The sequence below is a fragment of the Pleomorphochaeta sp. DL1XJH-081 genome (assembly GCF_049310885.1).
Taxonomy (GTDB): Bacteria; Spirochaetota; Spirochaetia; order Sphaerochaetales; family Sphaerochaetaceae; genus CAYZJV01.
Map to the genome: position 1 here is coordinate 506,364 of NZ_JBMDYO010000001.1, position 16,707 is coordinate 523,070.

Below are 16,707 nucleotides of genomic sequence, written 5' to 3' on the forward strand. Positions count from 1 at the left end.
GAATGAATTCTCCGTGGAGGTGGAATGGACACGTTGGTAATCCCCTCCCTGCTTCAAAGCAAACTGCAAGAACGGATGGCTACCGAATTCGGCTCCCCCTCAATTATCGAGGTGGGCGGTGATTCTGTCACCATTGCAGTGGAACAATCCCAGCAGATCACCCGATTCCTCAAGTCCTCCAAGAAACCCAAGAGTGAAATCTCGGCCAGCAAGCCGTCCGTACTGCTCTTGCTTTCACAGGAAAAGCTGGAAACCTTTTTGGATGACTCGACATGTAAGAACATAACCTGTTTATCGGAAACCCAATCCCCTAGGCAAGATTTGTCCGCATTGAACGATGAATCGGTAGTATTGGCGACCACTCCACAAAGGGCTATCGACCATATCCGAAGAGACAACATCTTTTTATCCCATACAAAAGCTGTGGTCTTAGCCTATAGTTTTGACCTAGAAGAACAGGAGACTCAGGAACAATTGCTTTTTAGAGAACAGGCGTTCCTTGATGATTGCAGGTTTATTTTTACCAAACTCAATCCAAACACCCACATAGAACTTTTTCTCGATACTCTTTCACATCTATCAAGATCACCACAGGAGTTGCTCGGACAACCGACGATAATCACCATGGCCGATTGGGAACGGCCACGATTGCCACTCGAGTGTTACGCAGTTCCAACAGATGCAACCGATACCATTCTGGATATATTGTATGCTATGCAGGAGCATCGATATATCATAGTGCACAAGAATGACAGTGCAGCCAGACGTTTGGAGAGAAAGTTGCCCCATGCTATTCCCCACCTAGAGATCACTAAGATCGGTTTTGACCGATTGCATTCAAATCGAAGGACCAGCAAGCCAAAAGGGGTTGCATCGACTGTTGTCGCAATCGGTCTAGATAGTGGGGAAACCGTTACCTTGATACGGCATATACACGAGTGGGATAGCATTCCACAGCGTATCGTCTGTATCACAGAACCGCACCTAGCGGAAGAAATCATTACATCCAAGGAGACCCTGCTTATGAAGAACGAAAAGCGATCCATCCCAGAGACAGATGAAGTATTGGCTGGAAAAATTCAAATGCTTGTAGCCAAACTTGCTATCGACTCAAATCCAGAAGAACTGGAAACACTGAGAAAACTTTTCAAAAAGAATGTACCGTTCCACCGTCGTGGATATTTCACTGCCTATTTGTTGAGAGAGCTGCTGGGAAGTGACAAACGTACCTCCAGCAACAAATCGCCAGCTACAGCAAAAGCCACTACCCCACGTGAGTCAGACGCAAAGCAAGAAAAACCCCAGCGCGCCAAAAGGCAAGGGGCTAAACCGACTAGCCAAGACATTCCCGAAGGAGCGAGAACCCTATATCTTAATATTGGAAAAATGCGAAGGCTCTATGCGAAAGAGCTCTCCCAGATACTCCAGGACAATCTAGGAATTTCACGTGAAGATATTTATTCCCTTAGAATCCATGACAAGTACTCGTTTATTACCCTCTCACAGGAAAATGCCGATAAAGCGATCGAGAAATTGAACGGCATGGATATCAGAGGCCGGACAGCCTCCATTACCTACTCCAATAAGGAGTAACGATGGAAGTCATAACACTTGGTCTCGGGCCTTACCAGACCAACTGTCATATCCTGCACGATTCCCACTCAGCCTGGATCATTGATCCGGGCTCAGATGGGGATATCATCACCAACAGACTCGAATTGGCCAATCTAGTGCCAAAGGCCATCTTGCTTACTCACACCCATTGGGACCATACATTGGGGATACCCGCGCTATATAACCGCTTCGGAGTCCTGCCACTGATGGTCCACCACACCGAAGCCATGTTCCTTGGTCGAGAGGGCGGAAGACTTCTCCGTAGATTCGCTGTTGCCATTGATCCTTCACAAGAGAAAATCCCTTTGGAAATATGGGAAGCGATTCCCGAGCCGACCACATTACTTGGAGATCAGGACAAGATAGAAGATGCAGGGCTCATCGTATTGCATACTCCAGGCCATTCGCCTGGATCAATTGGGTTCTATCACAAGGAAGCAGGAATACTATTTTCTGGAGATACACTCTTTGCGGGAACGATCGGACGGACTGATCTACCGAACAGCGAACCCGATTTGATCATAGATGGAATTCTAACGAAATTCATGACCCTGCCCTACGAAACTATAGTATATCCAGGGCATGGGCCAACCACAACAATCGGTAGAGAAAAGTCAAACCCCTGGCTTTAGTTTACCAGGGGTCTCTTCGGTACTCCATGAAGTCCTACCATGAACGACGTTTGGGTCCCTCTTCACCGGTCTTGCATGCTACACACAATACGGCATAGGGAATCGCCCTCAACCGTTCCTCGGGAATCTTAGCACCACACTGGAGACAGACACCATAACGACCATTCTTCAATCTCGTCAATGCGGCCTCTACACTCTTGAGACGATTGGCGGCATGCTGGTTCAGAGCCTCCATCTTCTTGCTTGCGATATCATCGGCGGCTATATCACCCAGATCCTTGATCCCCATGGAATGGATCATTCCCCGAAAATCCTCGTCTTCAGCTGCAATACTTTCCAAAATTTCCTTACGCAGCTCAAGAAGGCGCTGCTCCATTTCTGCATTGAATTCTTCACTCATAACCAACACCTCAGCAATCATACTTAAAACAGTATCAATAAAGATGGATGTGTTTTATCGATACGTCAAGAGAAATTTTTGATTTCACCCTTTTTTAGCTAAAAAATCATCGATTATCCGATTGAGCTCCCCATACGTCTGTGCATGAGGAAGTTGAGGTTCCTCCATCAGGATCCTCTGCGGAGCTCGGAACAACGCACCACTATCGGCAGTTTTGATCATCGTAAGATCATTGTAAGAGTCGCCTGCAGCGAATACCCTGAACCCGATACCCTTGAGAGCCTCGACAGCTTTACGCTTACCATCTGTCTGACGTAATCGATAGTCAACGATCATCCCTGATTCATCAACCACCAGATCGTTGCAGAAGATTGAAGGCCATGCCAATTTTTCCATCAATGGTTTGGCAAATTCCGTGAACGTATCACTGAGAATCACCACCTGAGTTCTACTCCTCAGACCATTGAGGAATTCCAGAGCACCCTCAAGAGGCGACAGGGTTCCTATTACCTGCTGGATATCGGATAGAGTGAGGCCATGTTCCTTAAGGATAGAGAGGCGACCACGCATCAAGATATCATAATCGGGTACTTCGCGTGTGGTAAGACGGAGCTCTTCTATTCCGGTTTTCTGGGCAAAGTTAATCCAAATCTCTGGAATGAGCACACCTTCGAGGTCCAAACATACGATATCCATATCAGACTACCTCGAAACGGTTGCTTTTTGCTGCCTTAAACAATGCCAACAAGACCTTTGTGCTGGCAAGCGTTTGTTCCAGACTACCGGCAAACGGTTCTCCTGAGAATGCAGCCTTGGCGAAATTATCACATTCACGTGCATACTGATCGACAGGCTCGAAACTATAGGTTTTCGCGACCGGTGGTTTTTGTCCGTCGAAGACTTCGAAGATCATCTGGTTCTTCACATCACTATGGAATGTATTTGCGACCTCGAATCGATGAGACTGGGTATACAATGTCATATGGGTATGGAATGGATGCCGCATCCCGGTGGCGAAGCTCATTTGCCCACCTGAAGGGAATTTGAGTATACCGGTGGTATGATGGTCTACGTTCAGCTTTTCATCGAAATCCATCACACAGGAGACCTCAGTCGGCTCCTCGCCGAACATCCACCTTCCCACTGTGACAGGATAGACACCAATGTCCCAAAGAGCGCCTCCGCCCATGGTATAATCGTAGGCATTGCGGATATTGGTTGGATCTTGATTCTTTGCATAAAAGACTCCATGCGCACTCTCCAACTTTCCATACTTTTCGGTATCCAATTGATGTTTCAATGATTGTAAGCGGGGTTGATGGAACATAGCATAGGCTTCCCCAATTAGTTTTTTGGATGAATCGCGCAGGGCTATAAGCTCTTCAACATCGGAAACCGAGAGCGACAAAGGTTTCTCGCAGAGGACATGCTTTCCCGCTTCAACTGCTTTACGTGTCCATTCGACATGGAGATGGTTTGGAAGCGGATTGTAGATTATATCGATCGTAGGATCTGCCAATAGTTCTTCGTAGGAACCATACGATACGGGAATGTTATTCTCTTTCGCATACGTGGCTGCCTTTTCTGCATCCCTAGAGGCCACTGCCACCAGTTCACAAGTCTCACTTGCATGCAAAGAGGGTATGAGTTGCTTCCGCGCGATCCCTGCCGCACCGAGAATTCCCCATCTACTTTTCTTCATCTATTGCCTCCTCATCATGATTTCTAAGCACTATAAAGCAAAATCGCAAGAGCGACAATCATCGTACATTCGCTCAGTTCTACCGTTGCTCCGAGGATATCCCCTGTTACTCCACCAATGCGTCGCCTAGCCCGTATAGCTAGTAAAACCGTCACCAACAGTCCAACAGCAGTCATGATGATAAGAGTCATGAGATACTTCTGACCTGACACCATGACCACCACTATGACCCAAAGAATTGAAACAAACATATGTCGGGGACGTGATTCGATAACTAATCGGCCAGCCGTTCCACCCTCTTTTCTCGCATAGGGATTGGCCACCGATTGTAGTACAACTAAGAATCGACTGAGCACTGGAATGTAGAGTAAGGGAAATATCGTACCATTTTCGATGATAGCCGTGAAGGCAACAGCTTTCAGCATGAGAACCAACACAAGAGCAATCACACCAAAGGCACCAATGTGGGAATCCTTCATGATCTCCAAGACCCGGTCCCGCGTCCATCCGCCTCCAAAACCATCTACCATATCGGCCAAGCCATCCAGATGGAAGGCCCGTGTCAGAATAGCTAAAAGTCCAGTCAGGACAACACCTCCGACCAACTCAAGGCCAAGACTGGAGGCGATCCAAGCCACCCCATAGAGAATTCCAGCCAAGAACAATCCCACCGGCACGAACCAGTAGAGAGCGGTAGCTGGACTATCGCTCTCCCTTCCCGGCAATGGCAGTATCGTCAAAGTCCTGAAAGCACTGGCTAACCCACACCCCTTCATATGGTAGCTTCCCCTTTGATGGTTACCGGAATCCCCGCGACCATCCAAATGACTCGATCTGCGATTTGTGCCACACTCTGGTTCAACCATCCTGCATGATCACGGAAATGGCGACTCATGGGATCACCGGGAACTATTCCCTGCCCTACTTCATTGGAAACCAGTATCAATGGATTCTTCGGAGCTTCGAGATACTGCATAAATTGTTCAACTTCCCCATATGACGGGAGGCTTCCCTTATGATGTAATAGATTTCCCATCCACACCGTAAGACAATCGACCAACACGATGGATGCATCATCATCCACACTTGAGAGTGCTCGGGCTAGATGAAGAGGTTCTTCAACCGTGGATAAGAATTTCCCTCGTCTCGCCTCTTGGTGTCGGGCAATCCGCTCTCGCATCTCATCATCGAACGGTTCTGCCGTTGCCAAGTAGACCCGTTTACCCGAATATTGAACGGCCAGGGACTCTGCATGGCTGCTTTTTCCACTTCGAGCTCCACCAATCACAAAGGTAATGGTCGGTTTAGACTTCATTTTCATGTAAATCGACTCCTCTCTCCTTCAACAATGAAACCGAGTCGGTGACATGAGCAGAGGAGAAACTGTTCATATGGATAAACAACTGTAGCGCTTGTCGAATGATTGGCCAAGCGACCGCAGCCCCTGTTCCCTCTCCCAGGCACATCTTTAAAGATAATAGAGGCTTCACATCGAGAAAGGCCAATAGATGGGGATGCCCGCCTTCATTTGATTCATGGCAAAAAACCATATATTGCTTGGCATGCGGTTCAACAGCGATAGCGATAGTAGCAGCGACTGTTGCAATAAATCCATCGACTAGGATAACCGAATGTCCATGCGCTGCCGCCAACATCCCCCCTACCATGGCTGCGATTTCGAATCCTCCGAATATTCGCAATATCTCCAATGGATCGGATTGCTTTCCATGATGATCCAACGCCTTTCCGATCACAGTCCGTTTATGGTTTAGGCCGCCCTGGTCGATTCCAGCACCTCTACCGACGCAAGTATCAAGTGGTAAACCTGTATATGCGGCCATGATAGCAGAAGCACTACTAGTATTGCCAATACCCATCTCTCCAAAGGCAAAAATCCTATGTCCGGTTGTAAAAAGGTCTCCAACCAATTCCACTCCCGTTGTGAGAGCCTGTTGTAATTGCTGGTGATCCATAGCGGGTTTGTTGAGAAAATTATTGGTCCCCCAAGCAATTTTTCTACCAATAATCGCAGAGTTTGAGCCAAAGTCATGAGCAACACCGACATCCACAACATGGAGGTCCATTTCCTCCATTGCACAGAGGAGTCCGATTGCACCACCTCCCTGCACAAAATTCTCACATTGCTGCCAAGTTATTTCCTGTGGACTGGAGGAGACTCCCTCCTCGACAATCCCATGATCTGCCGCAAAAAGGAGCAATTGCGGCCTGCCCAGATCGAGATCGAGCCGTCCAGTCATTTCTACGAGATCAACAACCAGATGTTCCAGAATTCCAAGTGAGAGTTGGGGTTTGACTTTCCCATCCCAGATTGCCCATGCCTTAGGACGAAGCTTCTGGTATCGAGGTTCTACTTTAGGTAATATGATCTCTTTTCCCATGGACGACAGTCTACCGGCACTCCTGCCCGGTGTCCATACTGTACTAAGGGCTGCCCTTCCGGACAGCCCTTAAAATCGGTAAAAATCAGACTATTTAGCCGGATAGAGCTTAGGATACGAATTCTTCATACCTCGCTGTACCCAAAGATTTGGAATGACCAACCAGTTGTTGTCTACAGAGGGTTCTATCTCACCCTTCTTCTCAAAAGCCTCCATCAGGTAATAACGTAAATCCTTATCCGTGGAGAAGAGAATCCTATCTAAAGCGACTTCAGGAGTAATGCCCGCAGCTGCGAGATGCCCACCACCACCTTGTGCACGGTAGGAGTTTATAGCTACTGTATAGGTCTTGTCATATTGGAAGGCGTTTCCTTTGGTGAGAGTCTTGATGGTAACCCGTTGTCCGGCAGGCTTGGTTATATCCACTACATAATTGATCCCTGCAAAACTATCATAATTGTAGTATCTGGTAGCTGTATCATAGGTGTTGTATCGGGTATTGAAAATGAGATTCCCCTCTGCATCACGCTTGAAGTTGATCAAATCGTCATCAAGGGATTTCATCTGGTTGAACCAATTCTCGTAGGAATATTCCAGAAAAGCTTTAATTTCTCGACCAGTCATTTCCATGGTGAAAAGCAGATTCTCATAGGGATACAGGCTGAACATATCGCGTACATAGACTGGCCCTTCCTCTATAGTAGCATCGAGCGATAGAGGTGCTGATACCGAAAGATCCGCTCCCGTCTTTTCCAGCTGAATCTGGTGGATGAGATCGACGAATTTGGAATCACCGAACATTGAATCCCGTGAAGATATCGTCTCGCTGATAGAGCCGACCTCCCGGGACACCCATGTGGTTACCTCATCAATCGCATCCTGATACTTTGCTATGAGTTCGGAATTCGGTTCATAGGTCTCCATCATTATCGTCGAACCGTCAATACTCTCCAGACTATATGAAGATCCAGAAGGCGAGAATCTGGCTGTGGCGACCGCCACTGAACGTCCTCCATTCATTGCCCCAACAATGACGACCTCTTTTCCAGAGGGACTTTGGACCACCATATTGGTATCCTGATGATCATGGCCTGTGAAGATGACATCGAAGCCTTCAACTTGTTGGGCGACCAATTTACTAGCATTCTCGTTTCCCAATTCATCGGCATCTCCGCTGTAGGTTTCATCCACTCCTGCGTGGAATAGACCGACGATCAGGTCGGGAGACTCAGTCTCCTGGATAATTGGTATCCACTTCTTCGCAGTCTGTACCATATCTTCAAAACGGACACCCTCATACAGATTCTGTGGCAACCATTTTGGGATATAGGGTGTGACCATACCCAAGATCGCTATCTTCAATCCATCTCGCTCGATAACCACATAAGGATCGATAACAGGTTCACCAGTAGCAATACTCACGGCATTGGCAGCCACGTAAGGATAATCTGCCTGGTCATAGACCTTTGTGTAGACATCTGGACCAGCTTCGATATCGTGATTCCCCACCGATGCTGCATCATACCCCATGTCATTCATCACACTGGGAACAATGTGGGGAGTCTCGGTCGCAACAAAATTATAGTAGTAGACAATCGGTTGCCCTTGGAGCACATCGCCATTGTCGAGCAGGATTACGCTCTGATCTTTTGAACGTTGCTCTTCTACATATGCAGAGACATGCATCTGACTGGTCGCAGCCTCAGTATTGCGCATGAAATCGTAGGGGAATATATTCCCATGCATATCGCTGGTAGTAATGATCTTCACGACCTTGGTGCCTTCAGCGACCTCTTGTGTTGTTTCCCCAACGACTACAGGAACCTCCGGTTCAACCACTGTTTGTGCTGGTTGCTCAACCGGTTGGACTTGCACCTCCTCTACAACCGGCTGTGGTGCAGCAGTCGGCTCTATAGGCTCCACTTGGCTAGTTGTTGCACAACCGATGAATGCAAAGGCGATAATCGCAATAATTGCAAACGATAAGAGACGTATATGTTTCTTTTTCATGGACTCCTCCCGGATTCTAGGACTACATTTCCATTCCCACGACAAGTGTATCCCCGCCATGGAATATTCTCAAGCCGCTTTCTCAAAGAACACTCTTATGATAGGATACTTTCATGCATAGGGCAATCGATTATCTCATGGCAGCCGGCATCGGTAGTACCATCTCATTTATGGTCGTGTTCAATACTCGATTCGGCGAAGTTGCATCTATGCCTGTGTCATTCATTTTCAACCACTCTATCGGAATTATCATCATTACCATTATCATGGCATTCCTACGGATCCGACGCGGTACGCCAGCAGTACGGCAAAAAGCCCCATGGTACCTTTGGTTCGGAGGAGCCTTTGGATTTCTCATCCTGAATGCGAACTTCATCACTATTGTGAATATTGGAGCATCACTGGCAATGGCTACGGCTGTGTTCGGACAATCTCTCGGATCACTCATGTTCGATCTAACCGGATTCATGGGAAGAAAGACATATCCAATCAGCCGAAAAAAAGCATTCACCCTATCGGTAAGTTTCATCGGTATCGCAATTATGGCATCGCAAGGTGGAACATTCGCTATTCCCTACGTTGTAATCGGTATCCTCACCGGTGTGATCACAATGATTCAAATGGTCTACAATTCACGTTTCGCAGCCTATAAAGGGGTATTCTTCAGTGCCCGGAACAATGTTCTCTCAGGTTTACTCATCGCCATAACTATATACCTGTTCACTGCAGCTGAAGAGACGGTCAACGCATTTTCCTCACTAGCCGAGGTTCCAATCTATCTGATGCTCGGAGGGGGGCTGCTTGCTATTGTAGTCGTCTCAGGAACAAATCATGTCATTCCCCGGATTCCAGCCCTCTACTCAGCCCTATTGCTCAGCAGTGCACAAATCATCACCTCGATCGTAATCGATTACTACCTATACGATCTTTTCAGCGGAAGGCTATTGCTGGGTGCAGTGATCATCCTATTGGGAATGATGGGTAATGTCTGGGTAGATTGGCAGGACAAGACCGCTCGGGGTAAACCTTCAGTGGTTTGACGGTATACCAAAATCTGGGGGGCTCTCCTCCGATATCTTGGCATGCTCCTCTATGAAACCCTCTTCAACAAGGGCATTCAGACAGGAGAGCACCCGATCCTGTGGAAATGGCAAGCGCTGTAGCACATCAGGAAGAGAAAGTGATCCCTGTTCGGTGAACACCACGAGAAGAAGACCCCGGATCTGACGGTTAGAATTGGCAAATGTTGCTTGTTTCTGGTAGTGTGCACTCCTTCGGTTCGGATTTACCAGATGACCTTTCAAATAGACTCCGTAATCCATAAGTGCATAATACCATTGCTTTACGTCTGATTGGAAAGTAAGCAGCTCGCGCAAGATCTTTTGAAGATCCCTATCGGCGACCTTATCCATGGATGGGAAAAATTGGTGGATCAATACCCGCCTGATATTTGTTTCTAAGTAGATCGACTCCTTTCCATAGGCAAAAGCCATTACTGCCGCTGCCGTCGCAGGTCCTATCATTGGGAACTGTAGCAACTGCTCATAATCGGCAGGTAGGGTCCAACCGTAATCTTCACTTTTCAAAGCAATATTCCGGATTGCCAGAGCCCGTCTGTTATATCCCAGTCCGCGCCAAGCGGCGAGCACATCCGATAGTCCGCTATTTGCCATAGCGTGGAAGTCAGGCCACTTCTCAAGGAACAGCTGGTACTTGGGGAGGACACGTTCGGTCTGTGTCTGTTGGAGCATGAGTTCGGAAAGGAGTATCCGGTAGGGATCTGTCGTTTCACGCCACGGGAATTGTCGGCCATGGAGATCATAATATACCCAGATCCGATCACTGAAATACTGCAAAGCTTCCTGTCGATCCGATTCTTTGAGCGATGTATAAGAAACCGGGTCGAAGAGCCAGGAATCGGTTTCCTTTGTTGGTTTAGTCGGAGATTTTCGTGGGTTCTTTGGCTTCATGACGTCCGTTTCTGCGTTTTTCCCGTGCTGCCCTTCTCTTTGCCCGCTCACGTGCCCTTCGACGCTCCTCCTCAACTACTTTCCTGTAGGATTTTCCACTACCGATCATGACTGCTACCGGTTTGAGGGAATTCACGTTTGCACAAACAATCTGGAGTACGCTGGTGATAGGAACCGCTAGGAACATGCCTGCCACACCCCAGATGAAACCCCACAAGGAGAGCGATACGAGAATAACGAAGGGACTGAGATTGAGTTGCACCCCTTGTATACGGGGATCAAGGATATTACCCAATACAGTCTGGATAGAGATCATCAGAACGGCAACATATATGATATTAGCCCAGTTGGGGAAGAACTGGAGAAGTGCCATGGTAATGGTCATTACGGTTATGATGATTGATCCTATGCTGGGTATGAAATTCAGAATGAAAGCCAAGACACCCCACATGATCGCAAAATCCAAGCCTGTAGCTAAACATGCCAGATAGAACAGGACTCCTGTGGCAATACTGATAAGCGATTTCAGCAGGAGATACTTGGAGATCTGTCGGTTTACCCGTTCAAACAATACCGCGATCCTCATTCCCTTTCCTTGGGGAGCTGCGATTTTGAGCTTTGGGATAAGCGACTGCCTCTCCAATAATAGGAAGAGAACGAAAATATAGATAAGCGATGCCATCGATACCACGCTGATAGCTTTCTCACTGACAGAAGAGAGGGAACTGAGGATCAATCCCTGCCAATCGAAATTGATATAGGCAAGGAAACTCGATCCAGTCTCAAGATCGAGCAATTCGGCGAGCCATGCATCTATGACCGTGAATCGTCTGATATACATGGGCAATCGTTGGACCAGTCGATCGATCGTAAAGAAGAAGAACCATCCAGCGAACAAGAGTATGATAAGCAATAGGAGCATTGCGATCATGACTCCAAGCCAGCGAGGAATCTTCATTTTTTCGAGTCTATTGAGGAAAGGATTGAAAAGGAGGAACAGAAAGACAGAGATGAACAGAGGTAATGTAACCGCTGAAGCTATCTTCATCGCTGCAGCAACAAGGATGACAGCGATAATGAGCAAAGCCGATTTGCCCGCATCTCTGGGGGTTTTGGTGTTCTCCAACATGTTCCCACTATATGCCAGCTTGGATAATACTGCAATATCTGTTATTACATGGCCTATGGAAAAGAACTCCAATCTGGATAGAATCAGAATAGTATTGGTCGAACCGCAAGATGGTGCCAATATCGGCTCGGTCTGCAGGGCAATGAAGACCATGGGTATCCATGATCTGGCCATTACCGGCGATCGGCAATACGATGAGAATAGGGTCAGGACCTTGGCTCTGCATGCTTACGATCTCTATGAGAACCATAGCCGATATGCAAATCTAGCAGAGGCCCTTTCTGACAGTGTACTTTCGGTAGGAGCCTCTCGAAGGAGAGGAAAGAACCGCAAGTATTTTGCCTTGCTCCCGGAACAGATGGCAAAACGAATCGACGCTACTGGAGAAGGTAGGGTTTCCATCGTCTTCGGCCGTGAAGCCGATGGATTGACTGATGCCGAACTCAACCTTTGCCATATGGGTGTCCGCATTCCCACAAGCGATGCATTCCCCAGCCTCAATCTCTCCCAAGCTGTACAGGTTATCACCTATACCCTCTTTCGAGAACTCACATCGACCGCTGGCTTTGAACCCATTGTCGAATCACGATTGCAAAAACTATCTCAGACAGTCGGAGAGTCGTTCGAGAAAATCGATTTTTTTAAACAGGATGAAAAATCAGAAGTCGAGCGGTTCTTTCGTGATATATTCGCACGTGCAACTTTGAGTGAGGGTGAGGCCAAACGGCTGGAGAAGATGTTCATAAAAATGGCTCGCATACGAATCCACAAAAACATGGACAAGGACACAAGAGGCCAGTAGACTTATCGTATGAAGGAACCATTTTTAACCCCCACTCCCCGTGTGGTAGCCCACCGTGGAGACAGCCATCACTATCCAGAAAATACGATCGAAGCTTTCACCAGTGCAGTTAAGATGGGAATCGATGTCATTGAAACCGATGTGCATCTCACCCGAGATGGGCACGTGGTTATCTGGCACGATCCTACTCTCGATAGGAATACCGATGGAACTGGAAAGGTAGAGGACCACACACTCGAGGCGTTGAAAAGACTCGATGCAGGCTTCACATTCACACAGGATGGGGGATCAACCTTCCCATTCCGTGGAAAAGGTATCTGCATGGCAACATTGGCTGAGGCTTTGGAGGCATGCCCCGGACAGCGGTTCAATGTTGATCTGAAAAGCAAGAACCCTGAAATAGTTCATGCCTTCAATAAAATTATAACCGAACATGGTGCAGAAGACAGGGTTCTCTGTGCTAGTTTCCATATGAACAACCTTAGACTCATGAGGAAGCTGAATCCCCGAATCCTCACCAGTGTCACGACAATGGAAGTTGTCCCGCTCTTGTTTCGTCAGAAGCTGGGCATCTTGCCAAAGAACTTAGGCATGGATAGGACTTTGGTATTCCAGGTACCGGTCAAGCAGTGGGGAATCCAAGTAATCACTCCCGATTTCATCGAAGCTTTTCACAAGCGTGGGGCGATCATCCAGGTTTGGACGATCAATGACAGTACCCTCATGCGTTCATTGTTCTCCATGGGGGTAGATTCCATCATGACCGATGACCCGGGCACAGTTATCCGGGTCGCCGAGGAGTTGGGATTACGCTAACGGAATTACCGCTCAGTCGGCTTCGTCAGGAATGAGAAGACATTCCGGTGGAAGATGCTCAGCCTCTATATCCTTGAAATAGTTATAGGTGCCAACCTTCAATTCCACCGTAGACGCTTCATCGCATACGATTATCGCCTTTGGATGCATTTGCAAAGCACTGGCGGTCCACCCATGACCTACCGGACCTTCAACAACTGCCTGTAAGGCACGTGCCTTTGCATACCCATTGACCAACAACAACACTTCCTGTGCATCCATTACTGTCTTTACCCCGACAGTAATTGCCGTAGAGGGAACCTTGGAGATATCGTTACCGAAGAAGCGTGAATTCATCACCTTCGTATCGTGGGTGAGCGATTTAACCCGGGTAACCGACTGGAGCGAGGAGAATGGTTCATTGAAAGCAATATGACCATCGGCTCCGATTCCACCGAGAAATAATCGAATACCACCGAAATCCTCTATCTTATGTTCGTATAAAGCACATTCCGCGACAATATCCTCTGCATTGCCATTCGGAATATGGACTTGGTCTTTAGGAATATCGATATGACTGAACAGATGGTCCCACATGAAGGCATGGTAACTTTGCGGATGATCTTCGGGCAGTCCAATATACTCGTCCATATTGAAGGTGACCACATGCTTGAATGATAAATCACCCCTCTGGTGCATGGCAACCAACTGCTTGTAGGTACCAACTGGAGAAGATCCGGTTGGCAAACCGAGGACAAATGGTTTCTCAGCGGTCGGACCGAAGTCTTTTATGGCTTTGGCTATATAATTTGCAGCCCAACAGGAGAGCTTTTCGTAATCTGGTTCAATGATAAGGCGCATGGCAATCCTCCTATGATTGATAATAGGTCTCTAGTGGTCTTCACGACCACTAGAAAGATTAAACCACGATTCAGCTCTCGATACAAGGAAATGCAGGAAAAGTTAACGGATGACACCCCCGCCAAGAACTACATCGTCCTGGTAGAAGACTACAGATTGTCCAGGAGTGACAGCTTTCTGTGGCTCAGCGAAACGAACTGACACGGTACCATCCTCTCGTGTCTCTACCAAAGCTGCCTTCGGAGATCCGGTTGATCGGATCTTAGCCTGGACCTCGATACTGGTATCCAGGCTCTCTACTGCAATCCAATTGAGATTTTCTGCGATCAAGGCATCGCCGAAGGTATCCTCTTCGTGTCCCACCACAACTTCGTTCTCCTGGGCATCCAAACGGATTACATAGAGCGGACGCTCACTGGAAATCTTCAAACCACGCCTCTGTCCGATCGTGTATTTCCAATATCCCTCATGCTGACCAAGTACGGTTCCTTTTTTATCGACGATATTACCCATCTTGGGTTCTGTCTGTAACAAATCGCTATAGTCACCGCTATAAAAATCCTGGCTCTCATCCTTATCCTCGGTAAAGAAACCATGCTCAATACAGAGGCGTCGTGCCTCCTCTTTGGTTGCCTTTCCCAGTGGAAACATGACTTCCGAGAGTTGTTTTTGTGTCAATCTATAAAGGAAGTAGGTCTGATCTTTTCGCAAGTCCTTTGCACGCATAAGATTCCATCGATCACCATTTTTGCCTACTTGGGCATAATGACCGGTTGCGAAAGCATCGAACTCAATTCCCGATTCCCGGGCAATCTTCGGCAGTGCACCGAACTTGATAAGACTGTTGCACCATACACATGGATTCGGAGTCCGACCTGCCATATATTCACTCTTGAAATCCTCTATGACAATCTGCTCGTATTGTTTTGCACAGTCGAGGACATGATACTCTATACCTAACATCCCACTCACTCTACGTGCTTCAGCAATGTCCTCTTCTTCATTGGGGCCGAAACAGGCATTCTTCTTCAGTTCACCGGAGAAAGGGTTCCCCTTACTCCAGATGGACATGGTGACACCCACAACCTCATGGCCGGCCTCCTTCAGTAGCAGTGCAGCGACTGAGGAGTCTATTCCCCCGCTCATGCCTACCAAAACTCTCATATATTCCTCCAGGCGCATAGCGCCAATTAAAAACGATTCTTCTACCAACAGGTAGAAACAACAAGACCGCCCCGGATTATCCAGAGCGGTCTTAAGCGAGAGTGACGGGACTCGAACCCGCGATCTACGGCGTGACAGGCCGTCGCGATAACCAGCTTCGCTACACCCTCATCGTTAGCAAGGAGAAACTACAACGTACATCGATTTTTGTCAACACCCCTTTCCAAATTTTTTCGCATTTTAGATTGTCATACCATATCCGCTTGTTTATACTGCAACGACACAAGGGGGTATCGTATGCAGTTAACAATCATGGAATTCTTTCAGGGAATGGCTTCCCCTGCTCTCGATACGATCGTAGAACTCATGACCATGTTGGGAGAGGAGACTGTCTTTATCGTGGCAGTAGCCCTATTCCTTTGGTTATCATCGAAAAAACAGGGCTTCGTTATCCTTTCGACCCTATTCACATCGCTCATCGGGATGAGCGTGTTGAAAGCAGTAATCAGAGCCCCGAGACCATTCCAAGTGATAGAAGAGATCAAAGGCAAGCGGGTGGCAACAGCAACCGGGTATTCATTTCCCAGCGGCCACACGACCGGTGCCGCATCTTTCTATAGCGCGTTGGCACTTACATTCCGAAAACGACAGGTCTCGATACTTTGTGCAGTCGCCATACTGCTCGTGGGATTCTCTCGGATGTACTTGGGAGTCCATTGGCCAATCGATGTCTTCGGTGGTTTGGCTCTTGGAATCACCGTAACTTTCGTCACCTATGGTTGGTTCTCCAGAATCTTTGACGATACCGAAAGACTAATCAGATTTTCTACTATCGCTGGTGCTACATCGGCATTCTTTGCAGTTCTTCTTACCATTCTCATAGAAGCGGGAGTAGCCGATCCGGTTGGCTTCACCGACCCTATGAAATTATTCAGTTTGGCAGCTGGAGGGTACTTGGGATTCGCTTGGGATCAAAAACATATCCGTTACACCACTGGTGGAACTAGAGGAATAAAGGTATTGAGGCTACTTTTGGGAATCTTCGTGGTTTTGGTGATCCAAGCATTAAAGGTGGTCCTCCCGGACCACATGGCATCCGGTCTCTTCCGGTATGTCGCCACCGGTTTGTGGATCACCGCTCTGTATCCGTACCTTGGTACCAAGATCAGGATAGGAAATTCGCGATTGTTTGCTGTTCAGTAGCATAACGGTATCTACAGATGACAGGC

The 16,707-nt window shown here is 47.7% G+C and carries 17 protein-coding genes and 1 tRNA gene; 6 read left to right on the forward strand and 12 right to left on the reverse strand.

Annotation, left to right across the window (positions count from 1 at the left end):
* The first annotated feature begins 24 nt into the window (after positions 1 to 24).
* Both ACODJP_RS02300 and ACODJP_RS02305 read left to right on the forward strand, forming a co-directional pair.
* Positions 25 to 1,593 (forward strand): DbpA RNA binding domain-containing protein, encoded by a 1,569-nt coding sequence (locus ACODJP_RS02300; protein WP_422478048.1) that lies wholly within the window; start codon positions 25 to 27, stop codon positions 1,591 to 1,593.
* 2 nt (positions 1,594 to 1,595) lie between these two features.
* Positions 1,596 to 2,246: an MBL fold metallo-hydrolase gene (locus ACODJP_RS02305; protein ID WP_422478050.1), complete on the forward strand. Its 651-nt coding sequence runs from the start codon at positions 1,596 to 1,598 to the stop codon at positions 2,244 to 2,246.
* 34 nt (positions 2,247 to 2,280) lie between these two features.
* Here the strand turns inward: ACODJP_RS02305 and ACODJP_RS02310 are convergent, their stop codons facing one another.
* The 7 genes from ACODJP_RS02310 to ACODJP_RS02340 all read right to left on the reverse strand — a co-directional run bounded on the left by ACODJP_RS02310 (position 2,281) and on the right by ACODJP_RS02340 (position 8,757).
* Positions 2,281 to 2,667, reverse strand: a complete 387-nt coding sequence (locus ACODJP_RS02310; RefSeq protein ID WP_422478052.1) for a TraR/DksA family transcriptional regulator — start codon at positions 2,665 to 2,667, stop codon at positions 2,281 to 2,283.
* 63 nt (positions 2,668 to 2,730) lie between these two features.
* A complete protein-coding gene (gene thrH, locus ACODJP_RS02315) occupies positions 2,731 to 3,342 on the reverse strand; it encodes a bifunctional phosphoserine phosphatase/homoserine phosphotransferase ThrH (protein WP_422478054.1) in 612 nt (203 codons plus the stop codon).
* Position 3,343: 1 nt separating this feature from the next.
* Positions 3,344 to 4,348, reverse strand: coding sequence for a Gfo/Idh/MocA family protein (locus ACODJP_RS02320; protein WP_422478056.1), 1,005 nt, complete (start codon positions 4,346 to 4,348; stop codon positions 3,344 to 3,346).
* A gap of 23 nt (positions 4,349 to 4,371) precedes the next feature.
* Positions 4,372 to 5,124, reverse strand: coding sequence for an adenosylcobinamide-GDP ribazoletransferase (cobS, locus tag ACODJP_RS02325; RefSeq protein ID WP_422478058.1), 753 nt, complete (start codon positions 5,122 to 5,124; stop codon positions 4,372 to 4,374).
* Positions 5,121 to 5,669, reverse strand: coding sequence for a bifunctional adenosylcobinamide kinase/adenosylcobinamide-phosphate guanylyltransferase (cobU, locus tag ACODJP_RS02330; protein WP_422478060.1), 549 nt, complete (start codon positions 5,667 to 5,669; stop codon positions 5,121 to 5,123). Before cobU ends, cobS begins: the two co-directional genes overlap by 4 nt.
* Complete coding sequence (gene cobT / locus ACODJP_RS02335; protein ID WP_422478062.1) at positions 5,653 to 6,747, reverse strand: nicotinate-nucleotide--dimethylbenzimidazole phosphoribosyltransferase; 1,095 nt, start codon at positions 6,745 to 6,747, stop codon at positions 5,653 to 5,655. Before cobT ends, cobU begins: the two co-directional genes overlap by 17 nt.
* A 90-nt stretch (positions 6,748 to 6,837) precedes the next feature.
* Positions 6,838 to 8,757: a bifunctional metallophosphatase/5'-nucleotidase gene (locus ACODJP_RS02340; protein WP_422478064.1), complete on the reverse strand. Its 1,920-nt coding sequence runs from the start codon at positions 8,755 to 8,757 to the stop codon at positions 6,838 to 6,840.
* 113 nt (positions 8,758 to 8,870) lie between these two features.
* Between ACODJP_RS02340 and ACODJP_RS02345 the strand changes: the two genes are divergently transcribed.
* A complete protein-coding gene (locus tag ACODJP_RS02345; RefSeq protein ID WP_422478066.1) occupies positions 8,871 to 9,797 on the forward strand; it encodes a DMT family transporter in 927 nt (308 codons plus the stop codon).
* Here the strand turns inward: ACODJP_RS02345 and ACODJP_RS02350 are convergent.
* Both ACODJP_RS02350 and ACODJP_RS02355 read right to left on the reverse strand, forming a co-directional pair.
* Complete coding sequence (locus ACODJP_RS02350; protein ID WP_422478068.1) at positions 9,786 to 10,727, reverse strand: DNA repair protein; 942 nt, start codon at positions 10,725 to 10,727, stop codon at positions 9,786 to 9,788. The genes ACODJP_RS02345 and ACODJP_RS02350 overlap by 12 nt on opposite strands.
* Positions 10,693 to 11,856: an AI-2E family transporter gene (locus ACODJP_RS02355; protein WP_422478070.1), complete on the reverse strand. Its 1,164-nt coding sequence runs from the start codon at positions 11,854 to 11,856 to the stop codon at positions 10,693 to 10,695. Before ACODJP_RS02355 ends, ACODJP_RS02350 begins: the two co-directional genes overlap by 35 nt.
* Before the next feature lie 55 nt (positions 11,857 to 11,911).
* On the opposite strand from ACODJP_RS02355, the gene ACODJP_RS02360 reads away from it, so the two are divergent.
* Together ACODJP_RS02360 and ACODJP_RS02365 are read left to right on the forward strand one after the other, a co-directional pair.
* Positions 11,912 to 12,658: an RNA methyltransferase gene (locus ACODJP_RS02360; protein ID WP_422478072.1), complete on the forward strand. Its 747-nt coding sequence runs from the start codon at positions 11,912 to 11,914 to the stop codon at positions 12,656 to 12,658.
* Positions 12,659 to 12,667: 9 nt separating this feature from the next.
* Positions 12,668 to 13,474, forward strand: coding sequence for a glycerophosphodiester phosphodiesterase (locus ACODJP_RS02365; RefSeq protein WP_422478074.1), 807 nt, complete (start codon positions 12,668 to 12,670; stop codon positions 13,472 to 13,474).
* A gap of 12 nt (positions 13,475 to 13,486) precedes the next feature.
* Here ACODJP_RS02365 and nagB read toward each other — a convergent pair whose 3' ends face one another.
* From nagB to ACODJP_RS02380, 3 genes are all read right to left on the reverse strand, one after another.
* Complete coding sequence (gene nagB, locus ACODJP_RS02370) at positions 13,487 to 14,314, reverse strand: glucosamine-6-phosphate deaminase (protein ID WP_422478076.1); 828 nt, start codon at positions 14,312 to 14,314, stop codon at positions 13,487 to 13,489.
* A 102-nt stretch (positions 14,315 to 14,416) separates the two neighbouring features.
* Positions 14,417 to 15,526 carry a tRNA 2-thiouridine(34) synthase MnmA gene (gene mnmA / locus ACODJP_RS02375; RefSeq protein ID WP_422478078.1) on the reverse strand — a complete coding sequence of 370 codons (1,110 nt, stop codon included), beginning with the start codon at positions 15,524 to 15,526 and terminating at the stop codon, positions 14,417 to 14,419.
* A gap of 48 nt (positions 15,527 to 15,574) precedes the next feature.
* Positions 15,575 to 15,648, reverse strand: a tRNA-Asp gene (locus ACODJP_RS02380).
* 127 nt (positions 15,649 to 15,775) lie between these two features.
* Between ACODJP_RS02380 and ACODJP_RS02385 the strand changes: the two genes are divergently transcribed.
* Entirely contained in the window at positions 15,776 to 16,681 is a 906-nt protein-coding gene (locus tag ACODJP_RS02385) for a phosphatase PAP2 family protein (RefSeq protein ID WP_422478080.1), read from the forward strand.
* Positions 16,682 to 16,707 lie beyond the last annotated feature (26 nt).

Bases quoted from the DNA above. Each gene is read 5' to 3' on its own strand.
- ACODJP_RS02310 (WP_422478052.1), bottom strand. From the start codon at position 2,667: ATGATTGCTGAGGTGTTGGTTATGAGTGAAGAATTCAATGCAGAAATG.
- ACODJP_RS02320 (WP_422478056.1), bottom strand. From the start codon at position 4,348: ATGAAGAAAAGTAGATGGGGAATTCTCGGTGCGGCAGGGATCGCGCGG.
- nagB (WP_422478076.1), bottom strand. From the start codon at position 14,314: ATGCGCCTTATCATTGAACCAGATTACGAAAAGCTCTCCTGTTGGGCT.
- ACODJP_RS02300 (WP_422478048.1), top strand. From the start codon at position 25: ATGGACACGTTGGTAATCCCCTCCCTGCTTCAAAGCAAACTGCAAGAA.
- ACODJP_RS02355 (WP_422478070.1), bottom strand. From the start codon at position 11,856: ATGTTGGAGAACACCAAAACCCCCAGAGATGCGGGCAAATCGGCTTTG.
- ACODJP_RS02365 (WP_422478074.1), top strand. From the start codon at position 12,668: ATGAAGGAACCATTTTTAACCCCCACTCCCCGTGTGGTAGCCCACCGT.
- ACODJP_RS02385 (WP_422478080.1), top strand. From the start codon at position 15,776: ATGCAGTTAACAATCATGGAATTCTTTCAGGGAATGGCTTCCCCTGCT.
- cobU (WP_422478060.1), bottom strand. From the start codon at position 5,669: ATGAAAATGAAGTCTAAACCGACCATTACCTTTGTGATTGGTGGAGCT.
- ACODJP_RS02340 (WP_422478064.1), bottom strand. From the start codon at position 8,757: ATGAAAAAGAAACATATACGTCTCTTATCGTTTGCAATTATTGCGATT.
- ACODJP_RS02345 (WP_422478066.1), top strand. From the start codon at position 8,871: ATGCATAGGGCAATCGATTATCTCATGGCAGCCGGCATCGGTAGTACC.
- ACODJP_RS02305 (WP_422478050.1), top strand. From the start codon at position 1,596: ATGGAAGTCATAACACTTGGTCTCGGGCCTTACCAGACCAACTGTCAT.
- ACODJP_RS02350 (WP_422478068.1), bottom strand. From the start codon at position 10,727: ATGAAGCCAAAGAACCCACGAAAATCTCCGACTAAACCAACAAAGGAA.
- cobS (WP_422478058.1), bottom strand. From the start codon at position 5,124: ATGAAGGGGTGTGGGTTAGCCAGTGCTTTCAGGACTTTGACGATACTG.
- ACODJP_RS02360 (WP_422478072.1), top strand. From the start codon at position 11,912: ATGGAAAAGAACTCCAATCTGGATAGAATCAGAATAGTATTGGTCGAA.
- thrH (WP_422478054.1), bottom strand. From the start codon at position 3,342: ATGGATATCGTATGTTTGGACCTCGAAGGTGTGCTCATTCCAGAGATT.
- cobT (WP_422478062.1), bottom strand. From the start codon at position 6,747: ATGGGAAAAGAGATCATATTACCTAAAGTAGAACCTCGATACCAGAAG.